This is a genomic window from Streptomyces sp. NPDC032721, assembly GCF_055579625.1.
On sequence record NZ_JBVIMX010000011.1, the window covers coordinates 96,677 to 113,873 of the forward strand.

Sequence of the window (17,197 nt, forward strand, 5' to 3'; positions counted from 1 at the left end):
CGTCCCGTGCGCCGGGTATCCAAGATCGCTGCTGCGAGCATCGCCTCTGCGGCCCTCGCATTCACCGCCACCGCGTGTGGCGAGTCCTCCACCGGGAGCTCCAGCTCCTCCAGTGAGGGCGGCAAGCTCAAGGTCGGCATGGCCTACGACGTCGGTGGCCGGGGCGACAACTCGTTCAACGACTCCGCCGCGCGCGGCCTGGACAAGGCCAAGAAGGAGCTCGGGGCGGAGACCAAGGAGCTCACGGCCAAGGCCAGCGAGACCCCGGCCGACCGCGAGGCCCGCCTCGCGTCCCTCGCCGAGGGCGGTTTCAACCCGGTCGTCGCCGTCGGCTTCGCGTACAAGGACGCGGTCGACAAGGTCGCCAAGAAGCACCCCAAGGTGACCTTCGGTCTGGTCGACTCGATCTCCGACATGAAGAACGTCAACAACATCGTCTTCACCGAGGAGCAGGGCTCCTACCTCGCGGGTGTCGCCGCGGCGCTGAAGTCCAAGTCCGGCGAGGTCGGCTTCATCGGCGCGGTGGACACCCCGCTGATCAAGAAGTTCGCCGCCGGCTTCCAGCAGGGCGTCAAGGAGACGAAGCCGTCCGCCAAGGTGCAGATCCAGTACCTGGGCACCGGCTCCGACATCACCGGCTTCGGCAGCCCCGACAAGGGCAAGCAGGCCGCCAAGGGCATGCTCGACAAGGGCATGGACGTCATCTACACCGCCGCGGGCGGCTCCGGCGCCGGCGCCATCGAGGCCGTCGCGGGCAAGCCGGGCAGCTGGGCGATCGGCGTCGACTCCGACCAGGCGCTCGACCCGTCGCTGTCGAAGTACAAGTCGTCGATCCTCACCTCCGTCGTGAAGAACGTCGACGTCGGTGTCTTCGAGCTCGCCAAGTCCATCAAGGACGGCAAGCCGCGCACCGGCACCACCACCTTCTCCCTGGCCGAGAACGGCGTCACCCTGACCACCACGGGCGACCACATCAAGGACATCCAGGCCAAGCTGGACGAGGCGAAGGCCAAGATCGCCGCCGGCACCATCAAGGTCAAGTCCACGCTCTGACCGACCCCTTGCAGTGAACGGGGCCCGTAGACGCAGCTTCGGCTGCGCTCCGGGCCCCGCTTCTGCGCCCTCGCTGCTTCACTTTTGGGCCTGGCTGTTCCACAATTTGGCGGAGCTACGCGCGTAGCTCATGCGGCGCGCGGTAACTTTCCGCCACACGCCCGGAATCGTCCCGGAACCGCCCCGGCACCCGCCAGGCCCAGCCCCTCCGCCTCAGCTCCTCCGCCTCCTGCCTAGGAGAGTGCGCCATCAAAGCGTCCAGCAGTCCCCATGCCGCAGACAGCCCCGCTGTAGAACTGCACGGCATCACCAAGCGATTCCCCGGTGTCGTGGCCAACCACGACATCGCCATCACCGTGCGCCGCGGCACCGTGCACGCCCTCGTCGGCGAGAACGGCGCGGGCAAGTCCACCCTGATGAAGATCCTCTACGGCATGCAGAAGCCGGACGAGGGCACCATCGCCATCAACGGTGAACAGGTCACCTTCAACAGCCCCGGCGACGCCATCGTGCGCGGCATCGGCATGGTGCACCAGCACTTCATGCTCGCGGACTACCTCACGGTCCTCGAAAACGTCGTGCTCGGCTCGGAGAAGCTGTACGGCATCGGGGACAGGGCGCGCGCGAAGATCAAGGAGATCTCGGACGCGTACGGGCTGAACGTCCGCCCGGACGCCGTCGTCGAGGACCTCGGGGTCGCCGACCGCCAGCGCGTGGAGATCCTCAAGGTCCTCTACCGGGGCGCCCGCATCCTCATCCTCGACGAGCCGACCGCCGTGCTCGTACCGCAGGAGGTCGACGCGCTCTTCGCGAACCTGCGCGAGCTCAAGGCCGAGGGCCTCACCGTCATCTTCATCTCGCACAAGCTCGGCGAGGTCCTCTCCGTCGCCGACGACATCACCGTCATCCGGCGCGGCACCACCGTCGGCACCGCAGACCCGGCGAACACCACGCCCAAGCAGCTCGCCGAGCTGATGGTCGGCAGCGAGCTCCCCTCCCCGGAGACCCGGGAGTCCACCGTCACCACCGTGCCGATGCTGACCGTCTCGGACCTGCGCCTGAGCGCCACCGACCCGGACGGCGTGGTCCGCTCCGTGCTCGACGACATCGCCTTCACCATCCACAAGGGCGAGGTCCTGGGCATCGCCGGCGTCGAGGGCAACGGCCAGGCCGAGCTCGTCGAGGCCATCATGGGCATGCGCGCCCCGGACGCCGGAGCGCTCACCCTCGACGGCGCCGACATCTCCGCCACGCCCACCCGCAAGCGGCGCGAGGGCGGCATCGGGTACATCCCCGAGGACCGCCACAAGCACGGCCTCCTCCTGGAGTCCCCGCTGTGGGAGAACCGCATCCTGGGCCACGTCACCGAGAAGCCCAACAGCGGCAAGGGCATCCTCGACCTCAAGGCCGCCCGCGCCGACACCCAGCGCATCGTCCGCGAGTACGACGTCCGCACCCCCGGCATCGACGTCACCGCGGCCTCCCTCTCCGGCGGCAACCAGCAGAAGCTGATCGTCGGCCGCGAGATGAGCCACACGCCCAAGCTGCTCATCGCCGCCCACCCCACCCGCGGTGTGGACGTCGGCGCGCAGGCGCAGATCTGGGACCAGATCCGCGAGGCCCGCCGCGAAGGACTGGCGGTCCTCCTCATCTCCGCCGACCTCGACGAACTGATCGGCCTCTCGGACACCCTGCGGGTGATGTACCGGGGCCGCCTGGTCGCCGACGCCGACCCCGCCACCGTCACCCCGGAGGAGCTGGGCTCGGCCATGACCGGCGCGGCCTCCGGCCACCTGGAGGCAAGCGCCGAGGAACTGGCGCAGGCCCAGGCGGACGCCGCCGCCGGCACCGTCGCCGCCCCCGCCGCCGGACGCCAGGACGCCCCCGGCGCCCCGGCAGCCAACGATCCGGCCGACACCCACCCCCGGAACGGGGGAGAGGACCGATGAAGAAGTTCGACAAGGAGCGCCTGCTCCTGGGCATCGCGGCCCCGCTGCTCGCGATCGTGGCCGCATTCCTGGTCACCGCCGTGGTGCTGCTCGCCACCGGCAAGGAGCCGTTCAGCGCCTTCGGCATCATGTTCGACTACGGCACCAAGTCGGACAGCCAGGTCTACATCCTGAACAAGGCCACCACGTACTACCTCGCAGGTCTCGCGGTCGCCATCGGCTTCCGGATGAACCTCTTCAACATCGGCGTCGACGGCCAGTACCGCCTGGCGGCCTTCTTCGCCGCCGCCGTCGGCGGCGCGCTGACGCTCCCCGGCTTCCTGCAGATCCCGCTGATCATCCTCACCGCGATGATCGTCGGCGCCATGTGGGCCGGTATCGCCGGTGTCCTCAAGGTCACCCGGGGCGTCTCCGAGGTCGTCTCGACGATCATGCTCAACATGATCGCCACCGCGATCATCGGCTACCTCCTCCAGCAGGGCCGCCTCGGCCACCTGGACAGCGCGGGCACCAAGGTCGCCACCAAGCCGATCCCGGAGTCCTCGCACTTCTTCTCGATCCCGACCCAGCCGGACGCCGACCCCATCTGGGGCTTCATCGTGATCGCCGCGATCGCGGGCGTCGCGTACTGGTACATCCTGTCGCGCACCCGCTTCGGCTTCGACCTGCGCACCGTCGGCCAGTCCGAGTCGGCGGCCGAGGCGAGCGGCGTCAACGTCAAGAAGATGGTCGTCACCTCGATGGTGATCTCCGGCCTCGTCGCGGGCCTGGTCGGCATGCCGACCCTGCTCAACGACTCCTACGAGTACGGCGGCGACTTCCCCACCGGCATCGGCTTCACCGGCATCGCCATCGCCCTCCTGGGCCGCAACCACCCCGTCGGCATCGCACTCGGCGCCATCCTCTGGGGCTTCCTGGAGCGAGGCAGCGGCAAGCTCGAATTCGAGGGGTACGACAAGGAGATCGTCGGCGTCATCCAGGGCGTCATCGTCCTGTGCGTCGTCATCGCGTACGAAGTCGTCCGCCGCTACGGGCTCAAGCGCCAGCAGCGCCAGGTGGGCGAGAAGCTCGCCGCCCAGGCCAACAACTCCCAGAAGCAGGAGGTGTCGGCGTGAGTACGGCGACTTCCACCCCGGCGGCCCCCAAGGCCTCCCGGGGCAAGAAGACGGGCAAGTCCCGTCTCTCGCTCCCCGTCGTCCTGCTGATCGTCGCGGGCGCCCTCATCGCGCTCTCGGCGGTACGCGCCATCACCGGCGCGCAGGACATCACCGCGGCCGGACAGATCGGCGCCGCGCTCTCCATGGCCGTCCCGATCGGCCTCGCCGGACTCGGCGGCCTGTGGGCCGAGCGCGCGGGCGTCGTCAACATCGGCCTCGAAGGCATGATGATCCTCGGCACCTTCTTCGGTGCCTGGGCAGGCTGGCAGACCAACCCCTGGATCGGCGTGCTCGCCGGTGTCGTGGGCGGCATGTTCGGCGGTCTGCTGCACGCCGTCGCCACCGTCACCTTCGGCGTCGACCACATCATCTCCGGCATCGCGATCAACATCCTGGCGCTCGGCGTCACCACGTACTTCGCGAAGCTCTGGTTCAACAGCGGTGAGGCGGCGGCCAAGGGCGGCAGCCCCAAGCAGTCCCCGCCGGTCGACGACATCGCCACCGTGACCCTGCCCGGGGTCTCGGACTGGCTCTCCTCGATCGAGAAGCACCACTGGTTCCTCGTCTCGGACGTCGCGGGCATCCTCGGCGGCCTGGTCAGCAACGTCTCGCTGCTGACGATCGTCGCCGTCCTCCTCTTCGCCCTGACCTTCTGGGTGCTCTGGAAGACCTCGTTCGGCCTGCGCCTGCGCTCCTGCGGCGAGAACCCGATCGCGGCCGAGTCGCTCGGCGTCAACGTCTACAAGTACAAGTACATCGCAGTGATCGTCTCGGGCGGCATGGCCGGCCTCGGCGGCGCCTTCCTCTCCCTGGTCACCTCGCACATCTACAACGAGGGCCAGACCGGCGGACGCGGCTACATCGGCCTCGCGGCGATGATCTTCGGCAACTGGCGGCCCGGCGGCCTCGCCATGGGCGCGGGCCTCTTCGGCTTCGCCGACGCGCTCCAGCTCCGCAACGGCGGCTCCTCCGTCCACGCCCTTCTCCTGCTCCTCGTCGTCCTCCTGGTGGGCCTGGCGCTGTGGAAGGCGTACAAGAAGGCGTACATCGCGGCCGCCATCTCCGCGGTCATCGCCGCGGGCATGCTGGTCTGGTACCTCGGCACCGACACCGTGCCCAACGAGTTCGTGAGCGCCACCCCGTACATCGTGACGCTCCTCGTCCTCTCCCTGTCCGCACAGCGGCTGCGGATGCCCAAGGCCGACGGCATGCGCTACCGCAAGGGGCAGGGCAAGTGACGGCCGCCCCGGTCGACTGGGAAGCGCTGCGGGTCGCGGCCCGGGACGCGATGTCCCGTGCGTACGTCCCCTACTCGGGCTTCCCGGTCGGTGCGGCGGCACTCGTCGACGACGGCCGCACCGTCTCCGGCTGCAACGTCGAGAACGCCTCGTACGGCCTCTCGCTGTGCGCGGAGTGCGGCCTGGTCTCCGCACTCCACGCCACCGGCGGCGGCCGCCTGACGCACTTCACCTGCGTCGACGGCCAGGGCCAGAACCTGATGCCGTGCGGGCGCTGCCGCCAGCTGCTGTACGAGTTCGGCGGGCCCGAACTCCTGCTGGAGACCTCGACGGGGGTACACACCCTCGGCGAGATGCTGCCGGACGCCTTCGGTCCGCAGCACCTGGGCTGACAGCCGGAGAACAGACGAACGACGTGAACCGTCCCCCACCCAGGTGGGCCGGACGGTTCACGTCGTTCGTCGTTTCCCGTAGTGGTCCCGTGGCTGTCCGAAAGCGCGGCCTGTTGTGGTGGCGTCGGCGTCGTTACGGTGGTCGGCGGCCGACTTGCCGTGAGCCGACGCGGCGGACTGGAGGACGGGTGGACGCGCGGAACGCTCAGGGCGGCGTCGCAGGCCCGGGGGAAGGCCGCGGCGAAGCGGTGCGTCCGGTACGGCAGCTGAAGGCGACCGGGATCGGAGCGGTCGCCGTCCTGCTGTGGGCGTCGCTGGCGCTCTTCACCACGCTCACCGGGCGGATACCGCCGTTCCAGCTCACCGCGATGGCGTTCGCGGTCGGCGCCGTCATCGGGCTGCCCCGGGCCCTCCTCGGAGGCAAGGCACTCCTGCGCGGACTGCCCGTCGGTGCCTGGGTGCTCGGGATCGGCGGACTGTTCGGCTACCACTTCTTCTACTTCCTGGCCCTGCGCAACGCCCCGGCGGTCGACGCCGGTCTCATCGCCTACCTGTGGCCGCTGCTGATCGTCGTGTTCTCCGCGCTGCTGCCGGGCGAGCGCCTGCGCTGGTGGCACACGGTGGGCGCGGTGCTCGGGCTCGGCGGCACCTTCCTGCTGGTCACCGGCGGGCAGGGGGTGCAGCTGCGCGGTGAGTTCCTGCTCGGGTACGCGGCAGCCGTCGTCTGCGCGCTGGTGTGGTCGGCGTACTCGGTGGCCAACCGCCGGTACCCGCAGGTCCCCACGGACGTGGTCGCCGTCTTCTGCCTGGCCACCGCCGTGCTCGCGGCCGTCTGCCACCTGCTGTTCGAAACCACGGTCCGGCCCGACGGATGGCAGTGGCTCGCCGTCCTCGTGCTGGGCCTCGGCCCGGTGGGCGGCGCCTTCTACGTCTGGGACCACGGCACCAAGCACGGCGACATCCGGCTGCTGGGCACCCTCTCGTACTTCGCGCCGCTGCTGTCCACCGTGCTGCTGGTCGCGACCGGGCGGGCTGCCGCGAGCTGGCCCGTCGCCGCCGCCACCGTGCTGATCGCCGGGGGCGCCATGATCGCCTCGGTGGACGCCCTGCGCTCGCCGCGCCGCGCAGGGGCCGAGCCCGGCCGCCGCGCAGGGGCCGAGCCCGGCCGCCGCGCAGGGGCCGAGCCCGGCCGCCGCGCAGGGGCCGAGCCCGGCCACCACGACTGAGAGCCTGTGTCCGGCCGCTCCCGGCCCTGTCAGGCGTCCACCGGCCAGGTTCCCCGGCGGACCATTTCGGTCACCTTGTCGGCGCCGTTGGCGCGCACCAGAAGCTCCAGGCGCATCCGTCGCAGCGTCTTGTCGGCGGAGCCGCCCACAGGGCCTGCGGTGCAGGACACGTATTCCGTGCCGACGGGGTCCGCCACCGCTGGTCGCTGGTCGGGGAGGCGGTCACTCGATCGGGTGATCGCCCGCAGGGTGCCTGCGGGCTGTGTGGCGGGTGGCTATGTTCGGTTTCGTGAAGCTGGTGGTGCAGGTCAAGCTGATGCCGGATGCCGTGCAGGCACCGGCGTTCGAGCGGACCCTGCCCGCCCTGAACGAGGCTGCCACTTGGGTGTCGGAGGTTTCCTTCGAACACTTCGCCCTGCGGGGCGGGGTGCGGGAGCTGCGGAAGCGCTGTTACGGCGAGCTGAGGGTGCGGGGGTTCGGGGCGCAGGCCGCCCAGCACCTCATCAAACGCGTCGCCGACAGCTACGCCACCCTGCGGGCCGCCATCCGGGCCGGAACCCTCGGCACGGCCACGTCGAAGCGCCGCCAGAAAGCGGAGTCGAAACCGGTCGCCTTCCGCCCGCACGCCGCCCACACGTTTGACGACCGCAATCTGTCGTGGAACTACGACGCCCAGACGGTAAGCATCTGGACATTGAACGGCCGGGTCCGGGGCGTCCGCTTCGTCTGCTCACCGAAGGCCCTCAAGCAGCTCACCGAGTACCGGCGGGGCGAGTCCGACCTTGTCTTCCGGGACGGGAAGTGGTTTCTGTACGCCACCATCGACGTCCCGGACCCGGAGGTCTACGAACCGGCCGACTGGATCGGGGTGGACCGGGGCATCGTCAATCTCGCCACCACCTCGGACGGCACCAACCACCAAGGCCGCCGCCTGGGCCGTTACCGCCGCTGGCAGGCGAGCAAACGCGCCGAACTCCAGGCCAGGAAGACCCGCTCCGCCACCCAGCGTCTGAAGAAGCGGGCGAAGAAGGAAGCCCGGCACGCCACCCACCTCAACCACAGGATTTCCAGAACAGTCGTTGCGGTCGCCCAACGCACCGGACGCGGAATCGCCCTCGAAGAACTGAGGGGTATTCGCGACCGGGTCACGGTTCCCCGCGACCAGCGCGCACGACTGTCCTCCTGGCCCTTTCACCAGCTCGGGGCGTTCATCGCCTACAAGTGCCGACGCGGCGGGGTGCCGTTCGTCGAGGTGGACCCGGCTTACACCTCGCAGCACTGCCCGCGCTGCGGCCACACCGAGCGCGCCAACCGCCGTACTCGGGATCACTTTGAATGTCGTCGGTGCGGCCTCGCTGGGCCCGCCGACCACGTCGCCGGGGTCAACGTGCGCAACCGCGCACGCTCGGCGTGGGTATTCGTCAACATGCCCGACCCCGCCCCGGCCTAACAGGCCACGCGGGTAGATGTGCCCCGTGACCGCCCTGCCGTAGGGGGCAGTCGGGAGCATAAACAAAGCCGTACCGACTGAGTCAGCAAGCTCAGTCGTTTTACGGCCGAGTAGTTGACAGCGTTGCCCAGTTCCCGCCTTCCGGCCAGACCTCCGCGACTCAATGGCGTGAACCACCGCATGACGCCGTCAGTGGATGCCGCCCCGGGGAAGCCCGGCGAGGAACGCCGTGCAGGCCTCGGCCCGTACGACGAAGGAGGGGCGGCGGCACACCTGGGAGCCGCCGGAGCGCCGCTCGGCGCAGGACGGGGCATCGGGGCCGGCCCCCGGGCAACCTCCCGCCCGGGGAAGGGCGCTGGAGGTGGCACCGCCGCTCCCCGCGAGACCCGCACGAGGCCGCGTTCCCGTGGCTGCGGCGACCCGCGCCGGAAGCGCTGCCCGGTGGCTTCGTCGGGGGCGGTGGCGGATTCGTTATCCGCGCCGTCCTCGTACTCCGCGTGACGCGCGTAGATTTACGCCTACAGCCGTACGGCCGGACCCAGGACCACCGGGAGGAACCCCCATGGACGTCATCTCCGTCATCCGCACCAAGCGCGACCGAGGCGAGCTCAGCCCCGAGCAGATCGACTGGGTCATCGACGCGTACACGCGCGGTGCGGTCGCCGACGAGCAGATGTCCGCGCTGGCCATGGCGATCCTGCTGAACGGCATGAACCGCGCCGAGATCGCCCGCTGGACCGCCGCGATGATCGCCTCCGGCGAGCGGATGAACTTCGACCAGCTCTCCCGCCCGACCGCGGACAAGCACTCCACCGGCGGCGTCGGCGACAAGATCACGCTGCCGCTGGCGCCGCTGGTCGCCGCGTGCGGCGCGGCCGTACCGCAGCTCTCCGGCCGGGGTCTCGGCCACACCGGCGGCACGCTCGACAAGCTGGAGTCGATCCCGGGCTGGCGCGCGCTGCTCTCCAACGCCGAGATGCTGGACGTACTGGAGTCGACGGGTGCCGTGATCTGCGCGGCCGGTGACGGTCTCGCGCCCGCCGACAAGAAGCTCTACGCGCTGCGCGACGTGACGGGGACCGTCGAGGCCATCCCGCTGATCGCGTCGTCGATCATGTCGAAGAAGATCGCGGAGGGGACGGGGTCGCTCGTCCTGGACGTCAAGGTCGGCTCCGGCGCCTTCATGAAGAACATCGAGGACGCGCGCGAGCTCGCCTCGACCATGGTCGGCCTGGGCACGGACCACGGGGTCAGGACGGTCGCGCTGCTGACCGACATGGCGACCCCGCTGGGTCTGACGGCCGGCAACGCGCTGGAGGTACGGGAATCGGTCGAGGTCCTCGCGGGCGGCGGTCCCGCCGACGTCGTCGAGCTGACCCTCGCGCTGGCCCGCGAAATGCTGGACGCGGCCGGCCTGAAGGACGCCGACCCGGAGAAGGCGCTGCGCGACGGCTCCGCGATGGACGTGTGGCGGCGCATGATCCAGGCGCAGGGCGGCGACCCGGACGCGGCCCTTCCGGTGGCCCGCGAGCAGCATGTGATCAACGCCTCGTCGACCGGCGTGCTGACCGAGCTGGACGCGTACGCGGTCGGCGTCGCGGCCTGGCGGCTCGGCGCGGGCCGGGCCCGCAAGGAGGACGTCGTCCAGGCGGGCGCGGGCATCGAACTGCATGCCAAGCCCGGTGACCGCGTGGTCGCCGGCCAGCCGCTGATGACGCTGCACACCGACACCCCGGAGAAGTTCGCGTACGCGCTTGAGGCGCTGGACGGCGGGGTCCTGACCGCCGACGAGGGCAGCGAGACCGCGCGTGACTTCGTTCCGGCGCCGATCGTGCTGGACCGGATCGCCTGAGTCGGGGCACTCTGTGAGTGCCTAGCTCTGTGACGCATGGGGCCGGTGGGGTGTGTGTATGCACCCTGCCGGTCCTGTGCCGTTCCTGTGCGTTGTCCGCGTTGTGGCGGGTGGGGGGAACGCTTCGCCGCGTCCCGGCCGTCTTCCGTACGGGACGCCCTTCGCGTACGCATGTACGACGGAGTGGCACCTGTGCGACGGGGTGGCACCCCGGTACGTCGAACGCCCGCACCAGTCGCAGTACCCGTACGCCCCTCGAAACGCCCAGGAGAGCCGGACCATGACCGTCGCGCCACCGCCGCAGCGGACCGGGCAGCAGCCGCCGCCGTCCGGCACGGGCCGCAGGCCCGCCGCGCCCGACGCACGGGCCACCGGCACGGGCCGGTTCCCGGGCTTCCTGCGCTCGCCCCTGCTGCGGCTGAGCGGTGCCGACCGTGACGTGCTCTGGCTCTACCTCCTCACCCGGGTCGGGCTGTGGGTCACCTCGTACAGCGTCGCCTGGGTCTTCCCGGCCGACGGCGAGGCCAAGAACGCGCCGTCCGCGCTGTCGCGCTGGGCGCAGTGGGACTGGACGCACTTCCTGCACATCGCCCAGGACGGCTACTTCCCGCCCGGCTCCGGCCCCGGCACGGAGGGCTGGGACAACAGGGAGGCCTTCTTCCCCGGCTTCCCGCTGCTGCTGCGGGCCGTGCACGTCGTCGTCCCGAACTGGACCCTGGCCGGGCTGCTGATCTCGTTCGTGGCGGGCGCGGTGGCGGTGCTCGCCCTGGCCCGAATAGCCAGGCTGCACCTGCCCGGGGAGAGCAGTGCTCCGGGTTCGGTGCGGCGATCCGGTCGTCGTGTTGAGAGCAGTGCTCGTGTTCCGGAGCAGCGATACGAGGGTGGAAGTGTCGCTCTCGAAGCGGTGCAGCGCTCAGCCCAGGAGAGCAGTGCTCACGCTCCGGAGCAGGCAAAGCAGGAGCCGGAGCCGGAGCCGAAGCCGAAGTCCAAGGCCGGGCAGCGAACCGTCCTCTTCCTCCTCCTCTCGCCCTGCGCGGTGTTCCTCGCCGCCGGGTACACCGAGACCCTCTTCCTCGCCTTCGCACTGCCCGCCTGGCTGGCGGCGCAGCGCAACCACTGGGCGGCCGCCGGAATCCTGACCGCGCTCGCCACCACCGTCCGGATCAGCGGCCTGTTCGTCGCCGCCGCGATCGGCGTGCACTTCCTGATCACCGCCTGGCGGGCCCGCTCGGCGAAGGCCTGGCGCCCGCTCGGCTGGACGCTCGTGCCCGCACTGCCCGCCCTCGCCTACAGCGCCTACCTGCACTCCCACACCGGCGACTGGATGGCCTGGAAGCACGCCCAGGAGCGCGGCTGGTACCGCGAGTTCCACGCCCCCTGGGACGCCTGGCGGACCACCTGGAACGCGGCCTTCGACGGCGCCTACAGCACCGGCTACGCCTACATGTGGCAGGCCGAACTGGCCGCCATGGTCGTCGGCCTGCTCCTGCTGGGCGTCCTGCTGTGGCTGCGGCGCTGGCCGGAGGCCGTGTACATCGGCCTCAGCCTGTGGGCCCTGGGCACCTCGTACTGGTTCACCTCGGTACCCCGGGCGACCCTCCTGTGGTGGCCGCTGTGGACCCTCCTCGCGGCCTGGAGCCTGCGCCGCCCCCGAGTGAAGACGGCCTATCTGGCGGTGGCGGCACCCCTGATGATCCTCTTCACCGTCTCGTTCCTCTCCGGCCGCTGGACGGGCTGACCCGGCCACCGGGTCCAGGCCGACCGCCTTCCCGCTACGGCTTCCAGCCGGGGTCGCGCCCGGTCGTCGCCAGCACCACGTCGAAGTCGGACGCGTCCTCCGGCACCGCCACCGGGGCGCCGTAGACCCCCGCCTCCCTGGCCCCGGGAGCGATGGCCGCGACCGCCGGAGCGAGATCGGCGACGACCGCCGGGTCCGGGTCGTACGGCCGGCCGGTGGCCCTGGCAAGGTCCCAGGCGTGCAGGGTGAGGTCGCCGAGCACCATCTGGCCGACCGTCCTGGCTGGGAAGCCCATCTGGCCCGAGGTCCCCTCCTCGGCTCCGGGCGCGTCCCACGCCGCGACCAGCAGTCCGACCTCCGCCGCGAACCGCTCCCGCCAGTCCGGCCCCCGGCCGACGTAGTCGACGCTCTCGGAGAAGTCCGCGTCCTTCTTGGCCGCGAGGGCCTGGAACTGGACGACCACCTGGAAGAGGTGGTTCACCAGGGTGCGCACGTCGTACTCGGCGCAGGGCGTGCGGTCGCCGAGCTGTCCGTCCGCGATGCCGTCGAGCACGGCGACGGCCCGGCTGCCGGACGCTTCGAGCAGTTCACTGATCTTCGGGGCGCTGGTGTTCGGGGCGCTGGTCTCCTGGGTCATGACACGACGGTACGCAGCCCAGGCGCCCCACCTCTTGTAAAAACGCGCCAACCCGGCCGCCCCCGCGGGACCCCCGGGGTCCTAGAATTCCGGCATGGCAGCGCCCCGCAGGGACACCAGAGGCATCGTCGACGCGGCGGGACTGATGGCCCGGGTGCGCTTCCGGCGCCATGAACCGGCCCCGGAGCTCCGCCCCTTCCTTGAGCACTACTGGTTCATCGACTGGGATCTCACCGAGCCGTACGCCTCCCACCTGGTCCCGCACCCCTCGGTCAACATCGTGTTCCAGCGCCAGGCGGACGAGCCGGGCTCCGGTCAGGGGGCGCTCGCCGGGGTCGGCCGGGGCCTGTTCACCCGGAAGCTGGCGGGAGTGGGCCGGGTCTGCGGGGTCCAGTTCAAGCCCGGCGGCTTCGGTCCTTTCCTGCCAGGCCGCCCGGTGTCCCGGTGGACGGGGCGCCAGCTCCCGCTGGCGGACGCGTTCCCCGGCCTCACCGGCGACCCGGCCGCCGCGGTCCTCGAACCGGCCGACGACCCCGCCCGGGTGGCGGCGCTGGATGCCTTCCTGCTGTCCCTCGGCCCGGAACCCGACCCCCGCACCGAGCTCGCCATGGCCCTCGCCGACCGCATCCGCCACGACCGCACCGTCCGCCGCGCCGGTGACCTCGCCCGCAGCGAGGCCCTGTCGCTGCGCACCCTCCAGCGCCTCTTCGCCGACCGGGTGGGCGTCGGCCCCAAATGGGTGATCCTGCGCTACCGCATCCACGAGGCCCTGGAACACGCCGAGTCCGAGGCGGCCGTCGACTGGGCCGGGCTCGCGGCCGGCCTCGGCTACACCGACCAGGCACATCTCGTACGCGACTTCACGGCGACGGTCGGAGTGCCGCCGACGGCCTACGCGCAGGGGCGCTGAAAGCCGGCTGAGGACCGCCGGAACGCGTACACCGATGAGTTTTGGCCCTGCGGCCGGTCCTAGCCCGTGTGGAACACTCTGCGACGAACCACCCCATGGCGATCGTCGGCCCCGTGACCAGGGACGACGTACCGCACCTGTGCGAGCGGCTGCACGCACTCGTCCTGTCCTCGGGCGCGACGGAAATCGTCTGTGACGTCTCCGCCCTCACCGATCCCGGGCTGCCCGCCGTCGAGGCGCTGGCCCGGATGCGCCTGACCGCCCGCAGGCTGGGATGCCGGCTCCTGCTCTGGCACCCCAGCCGCGAGCTGACAGGCCTACTGGACCTGGTCGGCCTGACCTTCACCCCCGGCAGCGGCTCCGGCCTCGGCGGCGGCAGCCGCAGCGGCGGCCGCGGCGGCGAAGGCAGCTTCGAATCCGGAGATCCCCCCGGGGGCGGCGAGCGGACCGGGGGACCCGTCCGCCTCGATCCTGGCCGGGAGGTCGAACAGCGGGAACCACACCTTGGTGTCGAGGAACGTGTTGATGTGGGAGATCCGGCCGTCTGAGATCTCGATGACCTGGAGCGCCCACGGCTCGAAGTGACCGTCGGGCGTCGGGTGGTACTGGGCGAACGCCGGAGTGCCGTTGGCGACCGTGGCCAGCATCCGCGAACCGTTGCAGGCGGCGCCGTGCGTGAGCATGAAGCCGGTGATGTCCTCGGCACCGACCAGCCACAGGTCGAACGGGGGCATGGACATGATGGCGTCTTCGTGGAGCAACGCGGTCAGTGCCTTCATGTCGTAGCCCTCGAAGGCGGCCACGTACCGTTCGAGCAGTTTCTGCTGCTCCTCGTCCATCGGCTTCACGGTGTCCGACTCGGCGGTCTTCGACTCGGCGAGCGTCGCCCGGGCGCGCTGGAGCGCGGAGTTGACCGAGGCCACGCTCGTTTCGAGCAGTTCCGCGACCTCGCTGGCCTTCCAGGCCAGCACCTCGCGCAGGATCAGTACGGCCCGCTGCTTCGGCGGCAGGTGCTGAAGCGCGGCGACGAACGCCAGCCGCACCGACTCACGCGCGACGGCGGTCTCCGCCGGGTCGGCGACGGCGGTCAGCACCCGCCCGTCCGGAACCGGCTCCAGCCAGGTCGCCTCGGGCTGCGGGTTCAACTGCGCCTGCGCGAGCGGCCGGGAGTCCGTGAAGTCCATCGGCCTGGCCCTCTTCTTGCTGCTGCCCAGCATGTCCAGACACACATTGGTCGCGATCCGGTACAGCCAGGACCGCAGCGAGGAACGCCCCTCGAACCGGTCCTGACTGCGCCACGCGCGCACCATCGTGTCCTGGACGGCGTCCTCCGCCTCGAAGGCGGATCCGAGCATCCGGTAGCAGAACCCGGTCAACTCGGTCCGGTAGTCCTCCAGTTGTGCATCCACACCTGGCGTCGCGACATCACTCACAGGGTCCACCCCACCCGCTCATCCACCCACTGCTCCTGTGCTGTGGAACTTTACGGGAGGGGTCTGACAACGGTCCCCGGAATGCCGTGAACTGCCCTGCCCCGGCTCGGAGTCACGTCCCCGGCTTGCGCCCGTACACGAAGACCCACGTGCCCTTGCGCAGCAGCCCCCAGTACTTCTTCGCGTCCGCCTTGCGCATGTTGACGCACCCGTGCGAGCCCGGCGGGGCCGACATCGGCAGGCTGGCCGCGTGGAAGGCGATGCCGCCGTCGAAGAACTGCGAGTACGGCATCGGCACGTGGTAGATCGTCGAGTAGTGGTTGATGCTGCGGTAGTAGATCCGCTTGAGCCCGGTCCGCGTCTCGTACCCGTTGCGCCCCGAACGGATGGGCACCGGACCGTACTTGATCCTCTTGCCGTCCTGTATCCAGCTCCGCTGCCTGGTCAGGTCGACACAGGCGATCCGCCCCCGGTTGGTCGGACACTTCCCGGCCGCGTTCGGCCCGACGGCCGCGGCTTCGGTCACGACTGCGGCGGTGGCCGCGGGTGCCGTCCGTGCGGGGGCGGCGGCGGCCCCCGTGGTCAGTACCGCCGGGATCACCATCGCGGTGACCCCGACGGCTATCCCGGTACGGGTGCGCAGCGCTCTCCGTGCTGTGGGCACCATGGATTCCATGGGCGTTCCCTTTCCCCGGCCGTGCGGCACGCGTCTGTGTGTGCGTACCGCACGGTTATGTCTCTTCAGACGTACGGGGAACCGAACCAGTTGTACGGACAAGGGGGTTGAAGTGTCATGAATTCGCGACAACGAGGGAGTGGCGGCGTTCGACCCGCGCGCACCGCGTCCCGTACAGCGTGATCCCGGCGACGCCGGCCACCGCCAGCAGCCCGAGCAGCACCGTCGCGTCCCAGCCGCCCGCGTGGAACGCCATCGCGCCGAGCGTGCCGCCCGCGCTGGAGCCGAGGTAGTACGCCGACTGGTAGAGCGCGGAGGCCTGGGCGCGGCCCGACTTCGCGGTGTGGCTGACCGACGAGGAGGCGACCGCGTGTCCGGCGAAGAAGCCCGCCGTGATGAGCACGAGCCCGGCCAGTACGCCCACCAGGGAGTCGGACAGCGAGAGCAGCAGTCCGGCGGTCGTGGTGCTCGCCGCCAGGTAGAGCGCCCCGCGCCGTCCGGTACGGGCGACCAGCTTGCCCGCGCCCGCCGACGAAACCGTACCCACCAGGTAGACCAGGAAGATCGAGCCGACGACGCCCTGCGGGAGGCTGAACGGCGCCTCGACCAGCCGGTAGCCGATCACCGTGTAGACGGCGCCGAAGACGGTCATGAAGAGCGCGCCGATCGCGTACAGCCGCCGCAGCAGCGGATCGGACAGGTGCCCGCCCACGGTCTTGGCCAGCACCCTCGGATTCAGCGTCCCGGGGCGGAAGTTGCGCGCCCTGGGCAGCAGCAGCCGGAAGACCGCCGCGCACACCAGCGCCATCAGCGCGACGGCCGCGAGCGCCGCCCGCCACCCCCACAGCTGGGCCACCCACCCAGTGACGATCCGGCCGCTCATGCCGCCGATGGAGTTGCCCGCCACGAACAGCCCGATCGCCGCGACCAGCGCCTTCGGCCGCACCTCCTCCGCCAGATAGGCCATGGCCGAGGCCGGCAGCCCGGCCAGCGCCGCACCCTGCACCGCGCGCAGCGCGATCAGCCAGCCGACGTTCGGCGCGAGCGGGATCAGTACGGCGACCCCGACCGCCACCACCAGGGAGTACGTCATCAGGGTCCGCCGCCCGAACCGCTCGGACAGCGCACTGAGCGGCAGCACGAACAGGGCGAGCGCCCCGGTCGCCGCCGACACCGTCCAGCTCGCCTGTGCGGCACTGACGTTGAGGTCGGCGGAGATCGCGGGCAGCAGTGCCTGCGTGGAGTAGAGGAGCGCGAAGGCCGCCATGCCCGCCGCGAAGAGCGCGAGGCTGATGCGCCGGAAGGCGGGGGAGGAGGGGCTGAGCCGCGTATCGGCAGGCGCTCCGGTCCCACCGGCAGCAGAAGTGCCACGGGACTCGGCGGAAACAGAGGAATCGAAGGAATCAGAAGGCTCGGCGCCCACAACAACAGGCATGGACGCCGTGGTACTGGCGGAAGGCATGCCAAGAACCTAGACCTGGCCTTC

15 protein-coding genes and 1 pseudogene are annotated in these 17,197 nt (G+C 70.8%); 11 read left to right on the top strand and 5 right to left on the bottom strand.

The annotated features are described in order from the left end of the window. The first annotated feature begins 6 nt into the window (after positions 1–6). The 6 genes from ACZ5PB_RS23475 to yddG all read left to right on the top strand — a co-directional run bounded on the left by ACZ5PB_RS23475 (position 7) and on the right by yddG (position 7,015). Positions 7–1,053: a BMP family lipoprotein gene (locus ACZ5PB_RS23475; protein ID WP_468693683.1), complete on the top strand. Its 1,047-nt coding sequence runs from the start codon at positions 7–9 to the stop codon at positions 1,051–1,053. Positions 1,054–1,301: 248 nt separating this feature from the next. Then, positions 1,302–3,002, top strand: a complete 1,701-nt coding sequence (locus ACZ5PB_RS23480) for an ABC transporter ATP-binding protein (RefSeq protein ID WP_468693881.1) — start codon at positions 1,302–1,304, stop codon at positions 3,000–3,002. Then, positions 2,999–4,117: an ABC transporter permease gene (locus ACZ5PB_RS23485; RefSeq protein WP_468693684.1), complete on the top strand. Its 1,119-nt coding sequence runs from the start codon at positions 2,999–3,001 to the stop codon at positions 4,115–4,117. Before ACZ5PB_RS23480 ends, ACZ5PB_RS23485 begins: the two co-directional genes overlap by 4 nt. Then, positions 4,114–5,397 carry an ABC transporter permease gene (locus ACZ5PB_RS23490; RefSeq protein WP_468693685.1) on the top strand — a complete coding sequence of 428 codons (1,284 nt, stop codon included), beginning with the start codon at positions 4,114–4,116 and terminating at the stop codon, positions 5,395–5,397. The genes ACZ5PB_RS23485 and ACZ5PB_RS23490 overlap by 4 nt, the downstream gene beginning before the upstream one ends. Then, positions 5,394–5,789: a cytidine deaminase gene (locus ACZ5PB_RS23495; protein WP_468693686.1), complete on the top strand. Its 396-nt coding sequence runs from the start codon at positions 5,394–5,396 to the stop codon at positions 5,787–5,789. Before ACZ5PB_RS23490 ends, ACZ5PB_RS23495 begins: the two co-directional genes overlap by 4 nt. Before the next feature lie 188 nt (positions 5,790–5,977). Further along, complete coding sequence (gene yddG, locus ACZ5PB_RS23500; protein WP_468693687.1) at positions 5,978–7,015, top strand: aromatic amino acid exporter YddG; 1,038 nt, start codon at positions 5,978–5,980, stop codon at positions 7,013–7,015. Positions 7,016–7,044: 29 nt separating this feature from the next. Here yddG and ACZ5PB_RS23505 read toward each other — a convergent pair whose 3' ends face one another. Continuing rightward, on the bottom strand, positions 7,045–7,212 hold the full coding sequence (locus ACZ5PB_RS23505) for a hypothetical protein (RefSeq protein WP_468693688.1): 168 nt from the start codon (positions 7,210–7,212) through the stop codon (positions 7,045–7,047). Positions 7,213–7,316: 104 nt separating this feature from the next. Between ACZ5PB_RS23505 and ACZ5PB_RS23510 the strand changes: the two genes are divergently transcribed. The 3 genes from ACZ5PB_RS23510 to ACZ5PB_RS23520 all read left to right on the top strand — a co-directional run bounded on the left by ACZ5PB_RS23510 (position 7,317) and on the right by ACZ5PB_RS23520 (position 12,055). Beyond that, entirely contained in the window at positions 7,317–8,465 is a 1,149-nt protein-coding gene (locus ACZ5PB_RS23510; RefSeq protein ID WP_468693882.1) for an RNA-guided endonuclease InsQ/TnpB family protein, read from the top strand. A 562-nt stretch (positions 8,466–9,027) separates the two neighbouring features. Further along, the gene (locus tag ACZ5PB_RS23515; RefSeq protein WP_468693689.1) at positions 9,028–10,317 is read left to right on the top strand and encodes a thymidine phosphorylase; all 1,290 of its coding nucleotides are present in this window, start codon (positions 9,028–9,030) and stop codon (positions 10,315–10,317) included. Positions 10,318–10,597: 280 nt separating this feature from the next. Then, positions 10,598–12,055, top strand: a complete 1,458-nt coding sequence (locus ACZ5PB_RS23520; protein ID WP_468693690.1) for a mannosyltransferase family protein — start codon at positions 10,598–10,600, stop codon at positions 12,053–12,055. A 34-nt stretch (positions 12,056–12,089) separates the two neighbouring features. Here the strand turns inward: ACZ5PB_RS23520 and ACZ5PB_RS23525 are convergent, their stop codons facing one another. Continuing rightward, the gene (locus ACZ5PB_RS23525; RefSeq protein ID WP_468693691.1) at positions 12,090–12,692 is read right to left on the bottom strand and encodes a TIGR03086 family metal-binding protein; all 603 of its coding nucleotides are present in this window, start codon (positions 12,690–12,692) and stop codon (positions 12,090–12,092) included. A 94-nt stretch (positions 12,693–12,786) separates the two neighbouring features. Between ACZ5PB_RS23525 and ACZ5PB_RS23530 the strand changes: the two genes are divergently transcribed. Beyond that, complete coding sequence (locus ACZ5PB_RS23530; RefSeq protein WP_468693692.1) at positions 12,787–13,602, top strand: DUF6597 domain-containing transcriptional factor; 816 nt, start codon at positions 12,787–12,789, stop codon at positions 13,600–13,602. Positions 13,603–13,697: 95 nt separating this feature from the next. Further along, a pseudogene (locus ACZ5PB_RS23535) lies at positions 13,698–13,880 on the top strand (STAS domain-containing protein); the annotation flags it as partial. Between the two features lie 39 nt (positions 13,881–13,919). Here ACZ5PB_RS23535 and ACZ5PB_RS23540 read toward each other — a convergent pair. The 3 genes from ACZ5PB_RS23540 to ACZ5PB_RS23550 form a co-directional block, all read right to left on the bottom strand. Further along, positions 13,920–15,035, bottom strand: a complete 1,116-nt coding sequence (locus ACZ5PB_RS23540) for a sigma-70 family RNA polymerase sigma factor (protein WP_468693693.1) — start codon at positions 15,033–15,035, stop codon at positions 13,920–13,922. Between the two features lie 112 nt (positions 15,036–15,147). Next, positions 15,148–15,711, bottom strand: a complete 564-nt coding sequence (locus ACZ5PB_RS23545) for a L,D-transpeptidase (protein ID WP_468693694.1) — start codon at positions 15,709–15,711, stop codon at positions 15,148–15,150. Between the two features lie 115 nt (positions 15,712–15,826). Beyond that, positions 15,827–17,173, bottom strand: coding sequence for an MFS transporter (locus tag ACZ5PB_RS23550; protein WP_468693695.1), 1,347 nt, complete (start codon positions 17,171–17,173; stop codon positions 15,827–15,829). Positions 17,174–17,197: the final 24 nt, after the last annotated feature.

Coding starts and splice junctions, on each gene's coding strand:
- ACZ5PB_RS23525 (WP_468693691.1), bottom strand. CDS start 12,692: ATGACCCAGGAGACCAGCGCCCCGAACACCAGCGCCCCGAAGATCAGT.
- ACZ5PB_RS23520 (WP_468693690.1), top strand. CDS start 10,598: ATGACCGTCGCGCCACCGCCGCAGCGGACCGGGCAGCAGCCGCCGCCG.
- ACZ5PB_RS23530 (WP_468693692.1), top strand. CDS start 12,787: ATGGCAGCGCCCCGCAGGGACACCAGAGGCATCGTCGACGCGGCGGGA.
- ACZ5PB_RS23545 (WP_468693694.1), bottom strand. CDS start 15,711: ATGGAATCCATGGTGCCCACAGCACGGAGAGCGCTGCGCACCCGTACC.
- ACZ5PB_RS23515 (WP_468693689.1), top strand. CDS start 9,028: ATGGACGTCATCTCCGTCATCCGCACCAAGCGCGACCGAGGCGAGCTC.
- ACZ5PB_RS23550 (WP_468693695.1), bottom strand. CDS start 17,173: ATGCCTTCCGCCAGTACCACGGCGTCCATGCCTGTTGTTGTGGGCGCC.
- ACZ5PB_RS23485 (WP_468693684.1), top strand. CDS start 2,999: ATGAAGAAGTTCGACAAGGAGCGCCTGCTCCTGGGCATCGCGGCCCCG.